Genomic DNA, 18921 nt, shown 5'->3' with positions numbered 1-18921 from the left:
AGCTTACCATAAAAAAATAGCGGTGGGTCATTCTAAGAATGTCCCACCGCCACAATGCGGTTCAGGAAGAACGGAGGTGCTTACAACAGGTCATGTCTTGATTAATGACTTGTAAATGACTTCATGGATGCGTGAACGGATATTGAATTGCACCAGCTTGTTGTTGCCGGCATCCGGATACACCCGATTGGAAAGAAAGATATACATGATTTTGTTTTCGGGGTCCATCCAGACGCAGGTGCCCGTGAAGCCCGTATGGCCAAACGTGCTAACCGGGGATAGGTTGGAAGTAGGCCCGTGCGGCTTGTTAGGGTCGCCGTGGTCCCAGCCCAGGCCGCGCCGGCTGCCAGCCTCGGTAGATCGGGCAAACTCCGCAACCACGGGGTTCTGGAAATAGCGCTGCCCGCCATAGCGGCCGTTCTGCAGATTCATCTGCATGAGAATGGCCAGGTCGTTGGCGTTGGAGAACAGCCCCGCGTGCCCGCTCACGCCCCCAATCATAGCGGCGGCCTGGTCGTGAACGGTGCCTTGTAGCTGCGTGCGGCGGTAGTAGGTATCGTTTTCGGTGGGCGCAATGCAGGATTTGGGGAAGCGCTCCAGCGGGTGATACGTCATGGTGTTAAGCCCCAGGGAGCTGTAGAAGTTTTCCTGCAGGAATTTTTCCAGGGGCTGGCCCAGCAGCTTTTCGCTCAGGCGCTTCAGCACAATAAAGCTCAGGTCGCTGTACTCGGAGGGGTATTTGCCTTTCACCTTGGGTAGCAGGCCGGAGCGCACCGTCCAGACCCACATAGAGTCTTCCGCCGATTTCAGGCTGTAGGTACCCGGCACCACTTCGCGGGGGAAGTCCTCGGTTTTGGTGCTGGCGTAGAAGGTTGATTTCAGGCCGCCGCTCCGGGTAACGGTCCGCTCCCAGAAAGGAATGCCCGGCTTCAGGCCGGCCTGGTGCAGCAGCACATCCCGCACCACCATATCCTTTTTGTTGGAAGCGCGCAGCTCGGGCAGATAATCAGAGAGCTTGGCGTCCAGGTTCAGCTTGCCCTGGTCTTTCAGGTACATAATGGCCTGCAGCGTGCCGGCTACTTTGGTCACCGAGGCCAGATCATAGAGCGTGCTGTTGGTGACGGGGTTCGACTTATCGTAGGTGGTGTAGCCGTAGCTTTTATCGAACACCACCACGCCATCCTTGGCCACCAGCACCTGGCAGCCGGGGGCGGCAGCATAGGCCACGGTTTCCAGGGCAATGTTGTCTATCTGGGCCAGTACTTTCGAATCGAGGCCGACGCTTTCCGGAACCCCGTAGCGTAGCCGGCGGAAATCGGGGGTGGGCAGGCCCAGCCCGGCTTGTAGCTTGTCGGAAACGGTGACGGGCAGCTGGCCCTTGGCCGGCAGGGCGCCAAACAGCACCTGCGGTACTACGTACTGAGAAGCCGGGTTATCCTCGTAGCCGCATACCAGGGTGCGGGCCTCTTCCAGATATTTCAGCGCATAGGCGTTGCCCATGGCCACCACCACCACTTTCAGCCGCGGGTTGGCCTGCAGGCGCTGAATAAACCGCAGCGTACCGTCGCCGAGGCCGTAGCTGTGCGCGGGGGTGTTGTTCATGTTGTGCAGGCTCACCACTACCGTGTTGTAGGGCGTGAGCCGATCCGCCAGCCGGTCGAAGGTAGAGTCCGAGGCGTAGCGGTTAGGCACGGAATAGGTGGCGCAGGGCATGTAATTAGCCATGGTCTGCGCGAAGATGTTGCCGGTGGGCGCCCCAATGGTAATGGAAGCCATGCGGAGAGTGTCCAGCCGGTGAAAGGGCAGGATATCATCGGCGTTTTTAACTACCGTAACAGCGTGCTCGTAAATCTGCTGCTGCACGGCCCGGCTCAGCGGCCGGTTCAGGTTATCCATCAGGCGGGCCATGTCCACGGGCTTGTAGCGGTTGAGGCCGGCCCAGAATTTGGCGCGCAGAATCTTCCGCACGCGGTAGTCAATGTCTTCCTGCGAAATCTTGTTGGCGGCCACCATCTCCTTAATCCTGCGGATGGCCACCGGCACATCTTCCGAAAACAGGAGTACGTCGTTGCCGGCCATCAGCGCCAGCGCATCCAGCTCCCCGGGCTTATAGAGGTCTGATACGCTCTTCATGTTAAGCGCATCAGTGAATACCAGACCCTTATAGCCCATCTTCTCCTTCAGCAGCCCCGTTACCAGGTTGTGCGAAAGAGTGGTAGACTGAGTACGAACCGTATCAAACAGGGGCATGTACAGGTGCGCCACCAGTACACCCATTACCCCGGCTTCAAACGACTTCTGAAAAGGGTAGAGGTCCACGCTAGTCAGGCGGGCCATATCCGTGTTGATGACGGGCAAGGCCAGGTGAGAATCGGTATCCGTGTCGCCGTGGCCGGGGAAGTGCTTGGCTACGGCAATAACGCCATAGTCCTGCAGGCCCCGGATGTAGGCCACGCTACGCTTGGATACCTCCTCCTTGTTTTCGCCGAAGGAGCGGTTGCCGATAACCGGATTGTTGGGGTTGGAATTAACGTCTACTACCGGCGAGAAGCTCACATGAACGCCCAGCGTTTTTAGCTTGAGGGCAATTTCGCGGCCCATCTGGTACACGTACTGGTCGTCGTCCATGGCGCCCAGGGTCATTTCCTTGGCGAAGTGCATGGAGCTGTCCAGGCGCATGTCCAGGCCCCACTCCGCATCCATGGCAATGAGCAGGGGCACTTTGGATTCAGCCTGGTAGCGGTTGGTCAGAACGGCCTGCCGGCGCGGGCCACCCTGCATAAACATTATGCCCCCTACGTGGTATTCTTTTACCAGAAAATCAATGTACTGCGTGTGCTTACGGTCCTTGTTGGAATAGGCCGCCACCATAAACAGCTGCCCCAAGCGTTGATCAGGGGTGAGCGAGGTGAAGACACTATCTACCCACGACTGTTCAGCGGCGCTGCTGGGCCGGGCGCCCTTGTCAAGAGGTGCAGAAGATGAGATGATCAGACCCGTAAAGGCGATAAAAACCAGTAAAAGTCTAATCCGAAATTCCTTGAGCATCGACTCCCGTTATAGCTGCGTAAAATTGAATGCGAGCGGAAATAGCCCTACTTTTGCCAGCACTGAAAAGTTTCGTGGGGGCGAGCTATTGCCGCATTACACGCCTGAATACAGGCCCCTTTCCACTCACTTCTCAATGCACCGATGCGGGCATCCGACCGATGCCCCACGGGCTTATGCTGACTGCAAACTTACGGATTATTTCCCGAGGCTGGACGTGTAGAATATCGTGCCAGTTGAATTTTTTTCGGATAACCCGCTCATTATCAAGTCTAGCTTTTCCCTGTTATGGCCGATATCATCCAGCTGCTACCCGAATATCTGGCTAACCAAATTGCCGCTGGCGAGGTAGTGCAGCGCCCGGCTTCGGTGGTAAAAGAACTGCTGGAAAATGCTGTGGATGCCAACGCCACGCAAGTGCAGCTTATTGTAAAAGAAGCCGGCAAGCAGCTGGTGCAGGTAGTGGACAACGGCACCGGCATGTCGGCCACGGATGCGCGCATGAGCCTGGAGCGGCACGCCACCAGCAAGATCCGCACCACCGACGACCTGTTCCGCATCCGTACCCTCGGCTTCCGGGGCGAGGCCCTGGCTTCTATTGCCGCCGTGGCCCAGGTAGAGCTGCGCACCAAGCAGCGCACCCAGGACACCGGCACCCTGCTTCTGATTGAAGGCTCCCAGATTACCAGCCAGCAGCCCGTGGCCTGCCCCGATGGCACCAGCATCAGCGTAAAGAACCTGTTCTTTAACGTGCCGGCCCGGCGCAACTTCCTGAAAAGTAATGCGGTGGAAATGCGCCATATTCTGGACGAGTTTCAGCACGTGGCCCTGGCTAACCCGCAAATCGGCTTCTCCCTGTACCAGAACGACCTGGAGGTGTTTAACCTGCCGGCCGGCAAGCTCAGCCAGCGCATTGTGGCCTTGCTGGGCAATGGCTACAAGGAGCAACTGGCGCAGGTGGAGGAGGTAACCCCGTTTCTGGCCGTGAAGGGCTACATCGGCAAGCCTGAATCAGCCAAGAAAAGCCGGGGCGACCAGTTTTTCTTCGTCAATAACCGCTTTATCCGTTCGGCCTACCTCAACCACGCCGTGCTCACGGCCTACGAGGGTCTGCTGCCTAAAGACACGCACCCGTTTTACGTGCTGTTCTTGGAGCTGGACCCCAAGACCATTGACATCAACGTGCACCCCACCAAAACGGAAATCAAGTTTGAAGACGAGAAAACCGTGTACGCCATTGTGCGGGCCGCTGTGAAGCAAAGCCTGGGGCTGCACAACATGGCTCCGTCCCTGGATTTTGATGGCAACGTGAACTTCGCGCCCATTCAGCCCCTGCGCCTGTCGCCGGACGCCAAAAATCCCTTCGATTCCAACAACGACTATCAGCCCGACGCCCTGGCCAACGCCGCTTCCCGCGCCGCGGCGCCTGCATCCCCGGGGAGCGGCCGCACCAGCAGTCAGGAAGCCACCGATGCTTATGCCCGCCAGCTGCCGCCTCGCCCCACGGAGCAGGCCAAGCGTGAGCTGGAGCAGTTTTATAAGTCCCTGGGTCAGATCAGCGTGCCCGATGTAGAGCACGAGGCCACGGCCATTGGGGTGCCGGTGCCCTCGGCCGCGGCCTTTGTGGAAAGCCAGCCCGAGTTATTGCCCGAGCCTGCCCCGGCGCTGCCGGAACCCTCCGTGAACCCTGGGAACAAAGTTATTCAGCTGCACCAGCAATACTTACTGGTGCCCGTAAAGTCGGGGGTGATGCTGATTGACCAGGTAGCGGCCCGGGAACGGATTTTGTTTGAGCAGTATGCCCAGCAGCTGGAGCGCGAAAACGGCGCTTCGCAAACGCTGCTGTTCCCGCGCACCATCACCTTCTCGCCCCAGGATTTTGCCGTGCTCAGCGAGCTGACGGAGGAGCTGCAGGCCCTGGGTTTCCGCTATTCCGAGTTTGGCCGCTACACCATTGCGGTAGAAGGCATTCCCGCTGATGTACCGGCCAGCGACGAAAAAGAGCTGCTGGAAGGAATAATTGAGCAGTTTCGCACCCACTCCGGCACGGTGCGGCTGGACCAGCGCGAGCAGATGGCCCGCGCCATGGCCCGGCGCGTGGCCGCCCGGGCCAGCAATGCCCGCCTCTCGGAAGTGGAAATGAATGCCCTGGTAGACCGGCTCTTTGCCTGCCAGGTGCCAAACTACACGCCCGATGGCCGCCACACGCTGGTCTTGCTGGAACTTGGCCAACTCCAGGAGCTTTTCCGTAAATCCTGAAATTTCACTTTTCCCGCTACTGCTGCGCCCATGCTCAACCTGACCCCCATGGTTCGGAACCTGTTGTTTCTGAACCTGGCCTTCTTTCTGGGACAAAACTTTATGGGCCCTGTGCTGAACATGCTGGCGCTCTATCCGGTGATGTCGCCGCTGTTTCAGCCGTTTCAGTTTATCAGCTATATGTTTCTGCACGCCGGGCTGGGCCATATCTTCTCCAACATGTTCGGCCTGATTTCCTTTGGCCCTTTGCTGGAGCAGCGCTGGGGTGCCAAACGGTTTCTGATCTTCTGGCTGGTGTGCGGCATTGGGGCCGGGGTATTGTATTCCGGCGTGCGCTACTACGAGCTGACGGCCATGAATGAAGCCCGTCTGGCGTTTCAGGAGCAGCCATCGGGCCTGGGCTTCAGCGACTTTTTCCGGGATTTTGCGCCCACGGCCCGGGGCTACGAGGTAGTGGCCGCCGCATTGCAGCGCAACCCCACCGACGCTGGCCTGGTATCATCAGCCAATGAAACGCTGGCGGCTATTTATGACAGCGCCATGAATGGCCCCATGCTGGGCGCTTCCGGCGCATTATTCGGGATACTTTTTGCGTTTGCTTATCTGTTCCCCAACACGGAACTGATGCTGCTTTTCTTCCCTTTCCCCATCAAAGCCAAGTATTTTGTCTTTTTGTATGGCCTGTATGAGCTATATAGCGGCGTGCACCGTACCCCCGGCGACAACGTAGCCCACTTTGCCCACCTGGGCGGTATGCTCATTGGCTTTATTCTGCTGATGATCTGGCAGCGCAGTCGCACCAAAATGTATTGATACCGATTCCTACCCGCCCATGAGTATTATTCACGATATCCGAACAGCTTTTAGTCGCCGCGACAATGCGCTGAATCAGCTGTTGCTGATTAATGTGCTGGTGTTTGCGGTGCTGGTAGTGTTGGGCGCCATTCTACACCTGAGCGGTGGCGATGCCCTGTACGCCCGCCTGGTGCGGCTGGTGGAAATACCTTCCGATCTGCCTTCCCTGGCCTGGCGCCCCTGGACTATTATTACCTACGCTTTTGCCCACGTCGGCTTTCTGCACATCCTCTTCAACATGCTCAACCTGTACTGGTTTGGCTCCCTGGTGCGCGAGTACCTCGGCGACCGGAAGCTGGTGAGTATTTATATCCTGGGCGCGCTGGTGGGCGCCGCCTTTTTTCTGCTGAGCTTTAATCTGGTGCCGGTACTGCGCCCGCAGTTGGGCATTCCCATGTTGGGGGCTTCCGGGGCCGTTACGGCCATTATCGTAGCCGCCGCTACACTGCTGCCAGATTACACCTTCAATCTGATTCTGCTGGGCCCCGTCCGCATTAAATACATTGCGGCCGTAGTAGTGCTGATTTCGCTGGCCGGCATCAACAGCAACAACCCCGGCGGCGAAATTGCCCATATTGGCGGGGCTATCCTCGGCTATCTTTACATCAAGCAGCTGCAGCGCGGCCGCGACCTGGGCCGCCCCGTGCAAGCCACCGGCGACTGGCTGGGCAGCCTGCTCAGCGGCCGTCCCCGCCTGCGCGTAACCCACCGCAACCGCGCCGAGGAAGCCGCTACTGCCACACCCGCCAAAAAAGCCGGCCCGCGCAAACCCGAGCAGGAAGAAATAGACATCATTCTGGACAAGATTTCCCGCTCCGGCTACGAAAGCCTGTCCAAGGATGAAAAGCAGAAGCTGTTCCGGGCAAGCCAGAAGTAATTGTCTGGTTTTTAACTACCATAACATAGTCTGGTGGTTTCAGCACTAACGATTTAATGAGCATCACATTCCTAAATTTTCTTGTCATCCTGAGCAAAGCGAAGGACCTTCTCACGTTAAAACAAGCCGTTGTTATGCCAGTCGTGCTAACGTGAGAAGGTCCTTCGCTTTGCTCAGGATGACAAGAAGGTTTGGATGAGTTTAAAGACACTAATGCGGCTAAGTGCTTAACACCCTTGAAAATAAAAGAAGCCCGACCAGAAAATCTGGTCGGGCTTCTTTTTTAGCTTGAACTAAGACAAACAGAGCTTAAGCCGTGGCTTTGCTCATGTTGTCCAGGGCATCCATTACCTCTTTCACGTGGCCGCGCGAGGTTTCCAGCATGGCTTTCTCTTCGTCGTTGAGCTGCAGCTCAATTACTTTCTCGATGCCGTTTTTGCCCAGGATAACCGGAGCACCGAGGTAAACACCGTTGATGCCGTACTCGCCCTGCAGCTCAATGCACACGGGGAATACGCGGCGCTGGTCGCGCACAATGGCTTCTACCATTTGAGCAGCTGCCGCACCGGGAGCATACCAGGCGGAGGTACCCATCAGTTTCACCAGCTCACCGCCACCTACGGCCGTGCGCTGTACAATGGCGTCCAGCTCTTCCTTGCTGATGAGCTCAGTTACCGGAATGCCGCCCACGGTGGTGTAGCGGGGCAGGGGCACCATGGTGTCGCCGTGGCCACCCATGAGGACGGCCTGAATGTCTTTGGGGCTCACGTTGAGGGCTTCGGCCAGGAAGGCGCGGTAGCGCGCCGTGTCCAGAATGCCGGCCATGCCAAACACCTTCTCGCGGGGCAGGCCCGAGGTAATGTGTGCCTGATAGGTCATCACGTCCAGCGGGTTGCTGACGATAATGATAATAGCGTTGGGCGAGTATTTCACCACCTGCTCCGTTACCGATTTCACAATGCCGGCGTTAGTCGAAATCAGGTCGTCGCGGCTCATGCCGGGCTTGCGGGGCAGGCCAGAGGTGATAACCACCACGTCGGAGTTGGCGGTGCGGGCGTAATCGTTGGTGACGCCTACCGTGCGGGAATCGTACCCGATGATGGGCGCTTTCTGCCAGATGTCGAGGGCTTTACCTTCAGCGAAGCCTTCTTTAATGTCAACCAGAACAATTTCGTTGGCAATTTCGCGGGTGGCAAGAACATCGGCGCAGGTTGCGCCCACGTTGCCAGCCCCAACTACGGTAACTTTCATCGGGTGATGGGTTGGGTGTGAGAATTTATTCGCGGCCGTAAAGCTAAGCGAAAACGGGTTTCGGGCGGTGGGTTTTTGCGAAAGTTCGCTTAGCTACATGCGCTTCACTATTAGCACCCGCTCGGTTTCCTCGGTCACCTTAAACCGGTCATCGGGCCGGAAGCCAATAACCCAGGCAATTTTACCGTCGCCGGAAACCAGCACCTGCACGTTGTCTTTCAGGTTAAGAGGCACTTTCTGATCAATCAGAAAATCGGAGAGCTTCTTCTTGCCTTTCATGCCAATGGGCATAAACCAGTCTCCTTCCTGCCAGGTGCGCACAATGAGCGGGAAGTGCAGCTTGTCGGCATCCAGCGCGGCCACGGCTTTGCCCTTCGGAATATCGAAGCCTTCGGTTACCTCCAGCAACTCCAGCCGCAGGTGCAGGCCATCTATCTTGAGTACTTCCTGCCCGGCGGCAATCTGGTGGGTGCCAAACTTCGACAGATTTTTGGGCGTGATAACCAGCTGCTCCCGATCCTTCACCAGCCGGTGCGAAGGAGACTCAAAGCGGCGGCCGGGCTCAGCATTGAAGGCGGCTACAATTTCCTTTACTACGGGGTAAGTGAAGCCGAAGGGGCGCAGCAACTCCTGCAGCACCAGCGTCGTGGCGGCCGTTTTTTGCAGGGTGGCAATGTTGAGGTAGGTGGCCTCGGGCTCGGTGCGCTGGGCCTGGGTGGCGGTGTCCTCTACGTAACGGCGCAGAATTTCCTCGGCCCCGCCCACGCGCTCGGCCGTGAACTGCAGGGTTTGGTCGAGGTTGGGGTTGATGTCGCGCAGTACGGGCAGCACCTCATGGCGGAGGCGGTTGCGCTGGTACACGGGGCTGTCGTTGGAGGCGTCTTCGCGCCAGATCAGGCGCTGCTCCACCAGGTAATCGAACAGCTCTTCTTTGCCGATGGCCAGCAGCGGCCGCACCAGGTAGCCGTTTTTGGCCCGGATGCCGTGCAGACCCGCCAGGCCGGTGCCGTGCGTGAGGTTCAGGAGCATGGTTTCGGCGGCGTCGCGCTGGTGATGGGCGGTGGCAATGTACTGGAAGCCCTGGGTCTGGCGGATCTGCTCAAACCAGGCGTAGCGCAGGGCGCGGGCGGCCATTTGGGTGGAAATACCTTCCTGCTGGGCAAAGGCTTTGGTCTGAAAGAACTCCACGAAGTAGGGTACCTCGTACTTCTTGGCCAGCTTGCGCACAAACTGCTCGTCGGCATCGGCCTCGTCGCCGCGCAGGCCAAAGTGGCAGTGGGCAATGGCAAATTGTACCCCCAGGCGGTGTAGCACATCGGCCAGCACCACGGAGTCCTGGCCGCCGCTCACGGCTACCAGCAGCTGGTCGGTGGTGGGGGAGAAGAGGTTGTTTTCTTCGATATACTGCAGGATGCGGTCGAGCATGGGAGGGTACTTTTACCTTGGGAAAGGCATAAATTGTATCAGAACTACAAAGATGGCCGTTAGCAGCCGGGCTTCTGTACCTTTGCGCCGAAATGTCGTCTCTAAAGCACTTTTTTCTTCTTTGCTGCCTGCTGTTGCCGGCCTTGGCCTGGGCCCAGCAAACGCCTGCCCGCAAGCCCGCTACTCTGGCCAAAGGCCAGCGCATTGAGCTGCTGCCCGGCACCCAGGAGCTGATTGGCGGCGAGTTTAACGGAGTAGAAATCCGCAAGCTCATCGGCAACGTCAGCTTTAAGCAGGGCGACACGTTTATGTACTGCGACTCAGCCTACCAGTACACCGACCGCAACTCTATTGAGGCGTTCAGCAATGTGCGCATTGTGCAGAACGACACGCTCACCATTACCGGCGACCGGGCCACCTACGACGGCGACGCCCGCAAAGCCCGCATGACCGGCAACGTGGTGATGCGCGACCCGCGCATGACGTTGACGGCGCCCGTACTGGACTACGACCTGAACCGGAAGCTGGCCTACTACAGCGGCGGCGGCCACCTCACCGACCCCGAAAATACCCTGGACAGCCGCCGCGGCTACTACAACACCCAAACCAAGGTATTTAGCTTCAAAAGCGGCGTTCAGGTGCAAACCAAGGACTATACCATTAACAGTGATACGCTGCAGTACAACACGGTTTCTAAAATTGTGTACTTCTTCAGCCCCACGCGCATAAAAGGGCAGCAGGGAACACTGTACGCGGAAAACGGCTACTATAATACGGTCACGCGGGTATCCAACTTTAAGCGGAACGCCAAAATTGAAACCCGGGACTACCTTCTGGGCGGCGACCAGCTGTACTACGATGAAAGTCGGCAGTACGGGCTGGCTACGGGGCGCGTATCCATGGTCTCGAAGAAAGATAACATCACCATTCGCGGCGACGTGGGCAAGTACTGGCGCACGCTGGGCCGGGCCAAGGTGTACGGCAACGCCGTGATGCGCAACATTGCCGATAAAGATACCCTGTACCTGGCCGCCGATACGCTCATGAGCGTAGACAGCCGCGACCCCGCCAAGCCCGGCGGGGTGGTATATGCCTATCAAAAGGTGCGCATATTCCGCAAAGACCTGCAGGGTCGCTGCGACTCCCTGACCTACAACCGGGCCGACTCCGTGATTTACCTCAACCGCAAGCCGGTTTTGTGGAGCGGCACCAACCAGCTCACGGCCGATAGTATGGAGCTGCGCATGCGCCGACAGAAAATAGATCAGATGCGCCTGTATGCCAACTCCTTTATTGCCGGCAAAGACACGCTGCTGAACTACAACCAGGTGAAGGGCCGCAACATGGTGGGCTACTTCCAGGGAAATAAATTAAAAAAAGTTGATGTGCTTGGCAACGCCGAGAGCCTCTATTTTGCTCTTGAAGGAGATACCAGCCTGACCGGCATGAACAAAGCCGTGAGTGCCAACATGGCGCTGCGCTTTTCCGAAGACAGTAAACTGCAGACCATCAGCTTTCTAACCAACCCCGATGCCAGCTTTATTCCGCCCCATGAGCTAAAGGATGAGGATAAGCAGCTGAAAGGGTTTCAATGGCGGGAAAAGGAGCGGCCTACCCGGCGCGGAACTCTGGGCAAGCACTTTGCCCTGCCCGTGAAAGCAAAGCCCAAAACCAAAGCCAAACGCAAAGCCACCACCACTAAAACCCGGGCAGCCACCAAAGCAAAAGCCAGGCCCGCAGCGGCTCCTAAAAAGCCCGCTCCGGCCCCCGCCAAGCCTGCCCAGAAAGTTACAACGCCTCCTGCCAAACCCTCTACCGTAGTGCCTGCGCCCAGGAAACCGTTGGCGCGGCCGGTGGATATCCTGCGTCGGAAGCCGCTGAAATAGCTCCCAAGGGCCAGATCTTTGATTCGGCTCCGTAATCCGTTACCTTTGCGCCCCTTATGCTCTTCATTCGTCCCCTCTTATTTGTTCTATTGTTCGGCAGCCTGCTGCTCGGCTCGTGCACCGGCTATCAAAAGCTGCTGAAGAGCGACGACGTGAACAAAAAATATAATGCCGCGCTGCAGTATTACGAGAAGGGCGACTATGCCCGGGCCGGTACGCTGCTGGAAGAGCTGCTGCCGCTACTGAAAGGCCGTCCGGAGTCGGAAAAGGCCGAGTACTACTTTGCCAATACCAACTTCCAGGAGCGCAACTACGTGCTCAGCGCCTACTACTTCAAGCAGTTCTACGACACGTATCCTACCTCCGCCCTGGCGGAGGAAGCTACGTTTATGTATGCCAAGTCTCTGTTTCGCGACTCCCCGGAGTATGAGCTGGATCAGACCAACACCTACACGGCCATTGAGTCTCTGCAGGATTTTCTGAACCAGTACCCGGAAAGCAAGTTTCGGCCCGATGCCGAGAATATGTCGAGGGAGCTGCAGACCAAGCTGGAAACCAAGTCTTTCGAAGGTGCTAAGCTGTACTACCAGCTGCGCTACAACCAGGCCGCCGTTATTGCTTTCAACACGTTTCAGCAGCAGTTTCCGGCTTCCGCTTACAATGAGGAAGCAGCCTATCTGAAGGTGGCGGCGCAGTATGAGTTTGCCAAGGAAAGCGTGGAAAACAAGCAGCGGGAACGGTATCTGGAAGTTGTTGCGTTCTACCAGAACCTGCTGGATACGTATCCGCAAAGCAAAAACCTGAAAGCGGCCGAAACCATGTACAACGCTGCCCGCGAACAGCTGGCCAAGTTGAAACCGGAAGACGCCGCCGCTTCGAAATAATTTTTTGTTGGCTGATCTGCCTATTTTGCCAGGGCAAAGCCTCCCATTTGTAACTCAGCTTCTTATTATATGAAAACTCCGAACAGCGTATCTGCCTCTATCGTGACCCGCAACATGTCGGATCTGGCCGTGGACACCGGCAACGTATACGAGTCTCTTGCCATCATCTCGAAGCGGGCCAACCAGATTTCTGTGAAGCTGAAAGAAGAGCTGAACAGCAAGCTGGCTGAGTTTGCTACCACGGTTGATAACCTGGAAGAAGTATTCGAAAACCGCGAGCAAATCGAAATTTCGAAGCACTACGAACGTCTGCCCAAGCCGACCAACCTGGCTATTGAAGAATTTCTGGAAGGCAAAATCTACTACCGCACGCCAAGCGCTGAGGAAAGCGGCGAGTAATTCATTCTTCTGCTGATACCCCGCTGATGTCGCTGCAAGGTCGTCGTATTCTGTTGGGGGTGTGCGGGAGTATTGCTGCGTATAAAGCTGCCGCTTTGGTGCGGCTCCTGGTAAAGGCCGGGGCTGAGGTGCAAGTCATTCTGACTCCCTCGGCCCCGGCCTTTGTTACGCCCCTTACGCTCAGCACGCTCTCCAAAAAGCCGGTGCTCACGGGCTTCCTGAAAAGCGAAGCCACCGGCGAGTGGCACAACCACGTGGCCCTGGGCCTGTGGGCCGATGCCTACCTGATAGCACCCGCCAGCGCCAACACCCTCGCTCAGCTGGCGCACGGCCATTGCCCCACGCTGCTGGCTGCCGTGTACCTCTCCGCCCGCTGCCCGGTGTTTCTGGCCCCGGCCATGGACCTGGATATGTACCAGCACCCGGCCACCCAAGAAAACCTGGCCCGCCTGCGTTCCTTCGGCAACCATATCTTCGACTCTCCGGCCGGCGAGCTGGCCAGTGGGCTGGAAGGCCCGGGCCGCATGCTGGAACCGGAGGATATTGTGCGGGAACTGGAAAAGTCGCTTTAAATCGAGTGCTTTGATTATAATTATGAATGATAAATTAAAAAATATTATTTCATATTATGTAATTGTTTTTGGCTTATTAAGTCTCATTTCTAATATAATCATTTGTTTTGATTATTATTCTGCTGAGCATTATTTTCATTTTGTGTTATTTATTTTATTTTCGTTGTTAAGTATTATATCTGGCTTATTATATTATAAATCTGTTGAATGGTCATTTTGGTTGCTGATAATCTTGCAGTTACTTCAGGTGGCCACAATATCTATTCTTAATATTCAATTTTATTTAAGAGCGGGTGTGTCGTTGATTATAGACAGGGTGAATATATTTTCTATTCCAGTGCTAAATATACCTGACCTGAATTGTTTTTATTCTATAAATGAATATATGGTTAAAGATGATGTTAATATATTTCCATTCTTGATAATATATTTGCTTGTTTATAGAAAAACAAACAGAATTGCTTAAATGTGTTTTATGAATTAATGTTATTATTTCAAATTGATCTTCTTTCAATGCGCGTCCTCATCACCGCCGGCCCCACTTACGAGCCCCTCGACCCGGTCCGGTTTATCGGCAACCACAGCACCGGCAAAATGGGCTACGCGCTGGCCGAAGCCTTTGCCACCGAAGGCGCGGACGTAGCGCTTATCAGCGGCCCCACTAACCTGCCCGACCCCGTTCACGCGCGCATCCACACCCAGCGCGTAGAAACCGCCGACCAGATGTACGCTGCCGCCGCCGCCATTGCGCCCACGGCCGATGTATGGGTATTCGCCGCCGCCGTAGCCGACTACAAGCCGCGCCACGTGGCCGAAAATAAAATCAAGAAAGACGGCGACACGCTCACCCTGGAGCTGGTGAAGAACATTGATATTGCCGGCACGCTGGGCAAGACCAAGCGGCCCGAACAATTTTCGGTGGGTTTTGCGTTAGAAACCAACAACGAAGAAGACAACGCCCGCGACAAGCTGCGCCGCAAAAACTTTGATATGGTGGTGCTGAACTCCCTGCGCGATGCCGGGGCCGGTTTCCGGCACGATACCAACAAAGTGACCCTGCTAACAGCCGATGGGCAAATGTCTATCTTTGAGTTGAAGCCTAAAGCGGCCGTAGCCCACGATATTGTGGCCGCCGTTCTTGCCCGTATTCCGCGCCATGCCTAAATCTCTGCTGCTTTTCCTGTTGATGTGGTGCTGCACCGCTATTGTGGCCACAGCGCAGGAACTCAACTGCGAAGTGCGCGTCAGCACGGAAAACGTGACTATTGCCGACCGGCAGCTGGTGTCGCAGATGGAAAAGGACATCAGCCAGTTTCTGAACAAGCGCCGCTGGACCAACGACACGTACCGGCCGGAAGAGCGCATCAACTGCAAGCTTTTCATCGGCATTCAGGCCATTCCCCAGTCCGGCACCTACCAAGCCACGGCCCGCATCGTCAGCTCGCGGCCGGTGTATGGCACCGGCTACGAAACCAACCTCCTGACCTTCGCTGATAAAGGCTGGGTATTCAACTACTCGCCCCAGAACCCGCTGGATTACTCGGAAACGTCGTTCGTTTCCAACCTCTCGTCGCTGCTGAGCTTCTATGCTTACATCGTCATTGGCATGGACCACGACAGCTTTGCCCGCATGGGCGGCTCGCCGTACTATGATGTGGCCCGGCAGATTGTAGCCAATGCCGCTTCCCAAACCTTGGAAAACGATAAAGGCTGGAAAGATTCGGAGTCCCGCAACCGCTACTGGCTGCTGAATAACCTGCAGGATCCGCAGCTGGAGGCCTGCCGCACGGCCCTGTATGCCTACTACCGGCAGGGGCTGGACGTATTTATTGAGAAGCCCCGGGATGCCCGCGCCAGCATAGTTACTGCCTTGCAGGGCATTCAGCAGGCGGCCCAGCGCCGCCCCGGCACCTTGCTTATCCGGGCCTTTTTTGATGCCAAGGCCGATGAAATTGCCAACGTTTTCCGCACCAGTCAGGAGCAGGAACAAAAGGCTACGGTAGTCACCATGCTCACAGAAATAGACCCCACCAACTCCGCCAAGTATCAGTCGATTTTGCAGCGGTAGAATAAAAAATTTAGCAACTAACTAATTGAGTTAGTAGATTTGTGGTTAGCAGGCTACGCTCTGACGAGCGCTGGCGGATTGGAAAGTGCTAACCACGGGTCAGGAGCCCGTTTTGCGCGGATTATGCTCGTTGATCTTCGAATTCAGAACTACGCTCTCATTGAGCAACTGGAGCTGCGGCCCTCGGCCCTGCTCAACATTATTACCGGCGAAACCGGTGCCGGCAAGTCTATCATGCTCGGTGCCATTGGGCTTCTGCTCGGTAACCGCGCTGATTCGCGCCTGCTCTTCAACACAGAGCGCAAATGCGTAATTGAAGGCCAGTTTGATATTTCCAGCTACCAGCTGCAGGATATTTTCGAGTCGGAAGACCTCGATTATGATACCCAGTGCATTCTGCGGCGGGAAATCAGCCCGGCCGGCAAGTCCCGGGCATTTGTAAACGATACGCCCGTGACGCTGGAAACCCTGCGACACATTGGCGCCAATCTGATGGACATTCACTCCCAGCACGATACGCTGCTGCTGGGGGATGCCGTGTTTCAGCTGAACCTGCTGGATTTGTATGCCGGCCTGGTGCCCACCCGGGCCCAATACAGCAGCTCCTACCGCCAGTACCGCAAGCTGGAAGCCGACCTGAAAGACTTGGAAAGCCAGGTAGCCCAGGCCAACAAAGAGCTGGACTACCATAGCTTTTTGCTGAGTGAGTTGGAAGAAGCCCGCCTCGATAACGAAGACCAGGAAGCCCAGGAGCAGGAAATCAAGCAGCTGGAGCACGCCGAGGAAATCAAGGTGAAGCTTAGCCACGCCTATCAGTCGCTGTCAGAAAGCGAGTACTGCGCCACCAGCAGCATGAAAGAAGCCGCCACACTGCTGGGCCAGATTGCGGGCTATGCAGACTCCTTCAAAGAGCTAAAGCAGCGCCTAGACAGCTGCCTGATTGAGCTGCATGATATTGCCGACGAGGTAGAAGCCGCCGAGCGCCGCACCGAAGCCGACCCCAAGCGCCTCGATGAGCTGCAAAGCCGCCTCACGGTGCTCTATAATCTGCAGCGCAAACACCAGGTGCGCGACATGGAAGCCCTGCTGGCTGTGCGCGAGGAGTTACGCCAGAAAGTAAGCTCCGTTCTGAACCTGGACAAAGAAATTTCCCGCCTGCGCAAGGATACGGATGGTGCGCTGGCCACCGTTACGCGTCAGGCCACCCGGCTTTCCGATGCCCGCCAAAAAGCCTTCCCGCTGTTTGAGCTGGAGCTTTCTTCTCTGCTGGCAGACCTGGGCATGCCGCACGCCCGCATTGTAGTGCAACACCACACGGGGCAGCCCGGCCCCAGCGGTACCGATGTGGTGAGCATACTATTCACGGCCAACAAAGGCGCCCAGCCCCAAACCCTGAGCAAAGCCGCCTCCGGTGGAGAATTCTCCCGCCTCATGCTTTGCATCAAATACATGCTGGCCGATAAAACCGCGCTGCCCACGATAGTATTCGATGAAATTGACACCGGTATTTCCGGCGAAATAGCCGTGAAAGTGGGCCGCATGATGCAGCAGATGGCCCAGAAGCACCAGCTGGTGGCTATTTCGCATCTGCCGCAAATGGCCGCCGCCGGCGATACGCACTACTTTGTGTACAAGGAAGACCGCGCCGACCGCACTGTTAGCCGCATCCGCCAGCTGAACACGGAAGAGCGAATCCGCGAAATTGCGCAGATGATTGCCGGGGCTAACCCCAGTGAGCATGCCTTCCAGAGTGCCCGCGAATTGCTGGCCATGCGTGGCGAAGTGATGATGGGATAGGGAAGGGAATGGTTGAATTGCTAAATTGCCCTGTCGTTGCGCCTGTAGCAAGGACGGTTGCTTAGTCACTCCCTCATTTCAATAGCATGTCTAATAACCTACTCGCTGGTAAGGTCGGCATCATTTCGGGTGCCCTGAACGAAGAATCTATTGCCTGGAAAGTAGCCCTGAAGGCCCACGCCGAAGGTGCCCGCTTTGTGCTGACCAACGCCCCGCTGGCTATGCGCATGGGCGAAATCAACAAGCTTTCCGAGCAGTGCAGCGCGCCCATCATTCCGGCCGATGCCACTTCCATGGAAGACCTGGAAAAGCTGTTCAGCGGCACTCAGGAGCACTTTGGTGGTAAGATTGACTTTGTGCTGCACAGCATTGGCATGAGCGCCAACATTCGCAAAGGCAAGCACTACGGCGAGCTGAACTACGAGTGGTTCCAGAAAACGCTGGACGTATCGGCCCTGTCGTTGCACAAAATGCTGGCCGTTGCTGAAAAGCAGGATGCCTTCAATGAGTGGGGCTCCGTGGTAGCGCTGTCTTACATTGCGGCCCAGCGCGCCTTCCTTGATTACACGGATATGTCGCAGGCCAAAGCGGTGCTGGAAAGCATTGCCCGCAGCTACGGCCAGCGCCTGGGTAAGCTCAAGAAAGTGCGTGTGAACACCGTTTCGCAGTCGCCCACCAAAACCACGGCCGGCACCGGCATTAGTGGTTTTGATGCATTTTATGAGTACGCCAACAAAATGGCTCCGCTCGGCAACGCTCCCGCCGAAGCCTGCGCCGACTACTGCATCAGCCTGTTCTCAGACCTGACGCGCTACGTAACCATGCAGAACCTGATGCACGATGGCGGCTTCAGCACCACCGGTATTTCGGAAGAAATTGTAGAAGCTATTATGGCTTCGAAAGCGTAATTCGAATATCCTTCTCTAATACAAAAAGCCCGACCAGTAGTGGTCGGGCTTTTTTGTTTCTATGCAAAAACGGCGTTTGTTTTCGACCGGTCATATTCCAGAATCCAGCCCTTATATGTTTCATATATACACTCTAGCGACGCTTTTGAACTTCCAATAATATCCAGGCCACGGTCATCATACATATGAAAAACAATGCCCTTGGTTTTATTTAGAAAATAGACTTCACCCTGAATAACCGGCTTTTTAGCGGGGAAATCCTGATTGCCAATTGCAGCCAAAATAGTTTGGTGAGGTATTCGGGAAGCTTTTGTAGAAAAGGACATGCGCCGCCACTTACCTCGGGTAGAAGAGGAAGGCTGAGAAATGACTGAGTTATGAAAGGTCACATCTGACTTCTTAACCGCCAGCTGGCGTAGCAAATAATGGCTGGCCCTAATACGCTTTCTGCCATGACTGTAGACCCGATAAATAATAAGTACATCATCTGTTAGCTCAAAAACAGCCTGAAACAAAGCCGTCGCCCGCTGCAGCATCTCTTTAAAATAAGCTTCATCAGTCGCGGGAAAAATGCCCGTTAAATTGAAACGAATGCCGAAAGGGTTATTATAAAATAATGGTCGCTGAAAAATTAAATCGGAAAAATAGAGGTGTTTGAATTGAGCTATGGGAGATGCCACCGGACTATACTA

14 protein-coding genes and 1 pseudogene are annotated in these 18921 nt (G+C 56.0%); 11 read left to right on the top strand and 4 right to left on the bottom strand.

What is annotated here, in order from left to right:
* Positions 1–90: 90 nt before the first annotated feature.
* Entirely contained in the window at positions 91–3048 is a 2958-nt protein-coding gene (locus AM218_RS10330) for a serine hydrolase domain-containing protein (protein WP_054413792.1), read from the bottom strand.
* Positions 3049–3336: 288 nt separating this feature from the next.
* Between AM218_RS10330 and mutL the strand changes: the two genes are divergently transcribed.
* The 3 genes from mutL to AM218_RS10315 are packed head-to-tail and all read left to right on the top strand — an operon-like array spanning position 3337 to position 7039.
* Positions 3337–5307: a DNA mismatch repair endonuclease MutL gene (gene mutL / locus AM218_RS10325; RefSeq protein WP_054413791.1), complete on the top strand. Its 1971-nt coding sequence runs from the start codon at positions 3337–3339 to the stop codon at positions 5305–5307.
* A 30-nt stretch (positions 5308–5337) separates the two neighbouring features.
* On the top strand, positions 5338–6120 hold the full coding sequence (locus AM218_RS10320) for a rhomboid family intramembrane serine protease (RefSeq protein WP_054413790.1): 783 nt from the start codon (positions 5338–5340) through the stop codon (positions 6118–6120).
* Positions 6121–6139: 19 nt separating this feature from the next.
* The gene (locus AM218_RS10315; protein ID WP_054413789.1) at positions 6140–7039 is read left to right on the top strand and encodes a rhomboid family intramembrane serine protease; all 900 of its coding nucleotides are present in this window, start codon (positions 6140–6142) and stop codon (positions 7037–7039) included.
* A gap of 309 nt (positions 7040–7348) precedes the next feature.
* Here the strand turns inward: AM218_RS10315 and mdh are convergent, their stop codons facing one another.
* Together mdh and tilS are read right to left on the bottom strand one after the other, a co-directional pair.
* Positions 7349–8290: a malate dehydrogenase gene (gene mdh, locus AM218_RS10310; RefSeq protein WP_044512377.1), complete on the bottom strand. Its 942-nt coding sequence runs from the start codon at positions 8288–8290 to the stop codon at positions 7349–7351.
* 93 nt (positions 8291–8383) lie between these two features.
* Positions 8384–9715, bottom strand: a complete 1332-nt coding sequence (gene tilS, locus AM218_RS10305; RefSeq protein WP_054413788.1) for a tRNA lysidine(34) synthetase TilS — start codon at positions 9713–9715, stop codon at positions 8384–8386.
* A gap of 92 nt (positions 9716–9807) precedes the next feature.
* Between tilS and AM218_RS10300 the strand changes: the two genes are divergently transcribed.
* The 8 genes and pseudogenes from AM218_RS10300 (at position 9808) to AM218_RS10265 (ending at position 18229) form a co-directional block, all read left to right on the top strand.
* The gene (locus AM218_RS10300; protein ID WP_082318174.1) at positions 9808–11601 is read left to right on the top strand and encodes an OstA-like protein; all 1794 of its coding nucleotides are present in this window, start codon (positions 9808–9810) and stop codon (positions 11599–11601) included.
* 56 nt (positions 11602–11657) lie between these two features.
* The gene (locus tag AM218_RS10295) at positions 11658–12485 is read left to right on the top strand and encodes an outer membrane protein assembly factor BamD (RefSeq protein ID WP_054413786.1); all 828 of its coding nucleotides are present in this window, start codon (positions 11658–11660) and stop codon (positions 12483–12485) included.
* A gap of 69 nt (positions 12486–12554) precedes the next feature.
* Positions 12555–12884 (top strand): DNA-directed RNA polymerase subunit omega, encoded by a 330-nt coding sequence (locus AM218_RS10290; protein ID WP_054413785.1) that lies wholly within the window; start codon positions 12555–12557, stop codon positions 12882–12884.
* Positions 12885–12910: 26 nt separating this feature from the next.
* Positions 12911–13447, top strand: a pseudogene (locus tag AM218_RS10285) (flavoprotein); the annotation flags it as partial.
* Positions 13448–13969: 522 nt separating this feature from the next.
* A complete protein-coding gene (locus AM218_RS10280; RefSeq protein WP_054413784.1) occupies positions 13970–14620 on the top strand; it encodes a phosphopantothenoylcysteine decarboxylase domain-containing protein in 651 nt (216 codons plus the stop codon).
* Positions 14613–15524 carry a type IX secretion system protein PorD gene (gene porD, locus AM218_RS10275; RefSeq protein ID WP_054413783.1) on the top strand — a complete coding sequence of 304 codons (912 nt, stop codon included), beginning with the start codon at positions 14613–14615 and terminating at the stop codon, positions 15522–15524. Before AM218_RS10280 ends, porD begins: the two co-directional genes overlap by 8 nt.
* Before the next feature lie 123 nt (positions 15525–15647).
* A complete protein-coding gene (recN, locus tag AM218_RS10270; protein ID WP_054413782.1) occupies positions 15648–17321 on the top strand; it encodes a DNA repair protein RecN in 1674 nt (557 codons plus the stop codon).
* 86 nt (positions 17322–17407) lie between these two features.
* Positions 17408–18229: an enoyl-ACP reductase FabI gene (locus AM218_RS10265; RefSeq protein WP_054413781.1), complete on the top strand. Its 822-nt coding sequence runs from the start codon at positions 17408–17410 to the stop codon at positions 18227–18229.
* Between the two features lie 59 nt (positions 18230–18288).
* Here the strand turns inward: AM218_RS10265 and AM218_RS10260 are convergent, their stop codons facing one another.
* On the bottom strand, positions 18289–18909 hold the full coding sequence (locus AM218_RS10260; RefSeq protein WP_157547624.1) for a DUF3885 domain-containing protein: 621 nt from the start codon (positions 18907–18909) through the stop codon (positions 18289–18291).
* Positions 18910–18921 lie beyond the last annotated feature (12 nt).

Origin of the sequence: Hymenobacter sp. DG25A (genome assembly GCF_001280305.1) — a bacterium.
Taxonomy (GTDB): Bacteria; Bacteroidota; Bacteroidia; order Cytophagales; family Hymenobacteraceae; genus Hymenobacter.
This window is presented reverse-complemented; position numbering and strand designations above follow the sequence as displayed.

Coding starts and splice junctions, on each gene's coding strand:
- mutL (WP_054413791.1), top strand. CDS start 3,337: ATGGCCGATATCATCCAGCTGCTACCCGAATATCTGGCTAACCAAATT.
- tilS (WP_054413788.1), bottom strand. CDS start 9,715: ATGCTCGACCGCATCCTGCAGTATATCGAAGAAAACAACCTCTTCTCC.
- AM218_RS10320 (WP_054413790.1), top strand. CDS start 5,338: ATGCTCAACCTGACCCCCATGGTTCGGAACCTGTTGTTTCTGAACCTG.
- AM218_RS10295 (WP_054413786.1), top strand. CDS start 11,658: ATGCTCTTCATTCGTCCCCTCTTATTTGTTCTATTGTTCGGCAGCCTG.
- AM218_RS10290 (WP_054413785.1), top strand. CDS start 12,555: ATGAAAACTCCGAACAGCGTATCTGCCTCTATCGTGACCCGCAACATG.
- recN (WP_054413782.1), top strand. CDS start 15,648: ATGCTCGTTGATCTTCGAATTCAGAACTACGCTCTCATTGAGCAACTG.
- mdh (WP_044512377.1), bottom strand. CDS start 8,290: ATGAAAGTTACCGTAGTTGGGGCTGGCAACGTGGGCGCAACCTGCGCC.
- AM218_RS10280 (WP_054413784.1), top strand. CDS start 13,970: ATGCGCGTCCTCATCACCGCCGGCCCCACTTACGAGCCCCTCGACCCG.
- porD (WP_054413783.1), top strand. CDS start 14,613: ATGCCTAAATCTCTGCTGCTTTTCCTGTTGATGTGGTGCTGCACCGCT.
- AM218_RS10330 (WP_054413792.1), bottom strand. CDS start 3,048: ATGCTCAAGGAATTTCGGATTAGACTTTTACTGGTTTTTATCGCCTTT.
- AM218_RS10315 (WP_054413789.1), top strand. CDS start 6,140: ATGAGTATTATTCACGATATCCGAACAGCTTTTAGTCGCCGCGACAAT.
- AM218_RS10300 (WP_082318174.1), top strand. CDS start 9,808: ATGTCGTCTCTAAAGCACTTTTTTCTTCTTTGCTGCCTGCTGTTGCCG.
- AM218_RS10265 (WP_054413781.1), top strand. CDS start 17,408: ATGTCTAATAACCTACTCGCTGGTAAGGTCGGCATCATTTCGGGTGCC.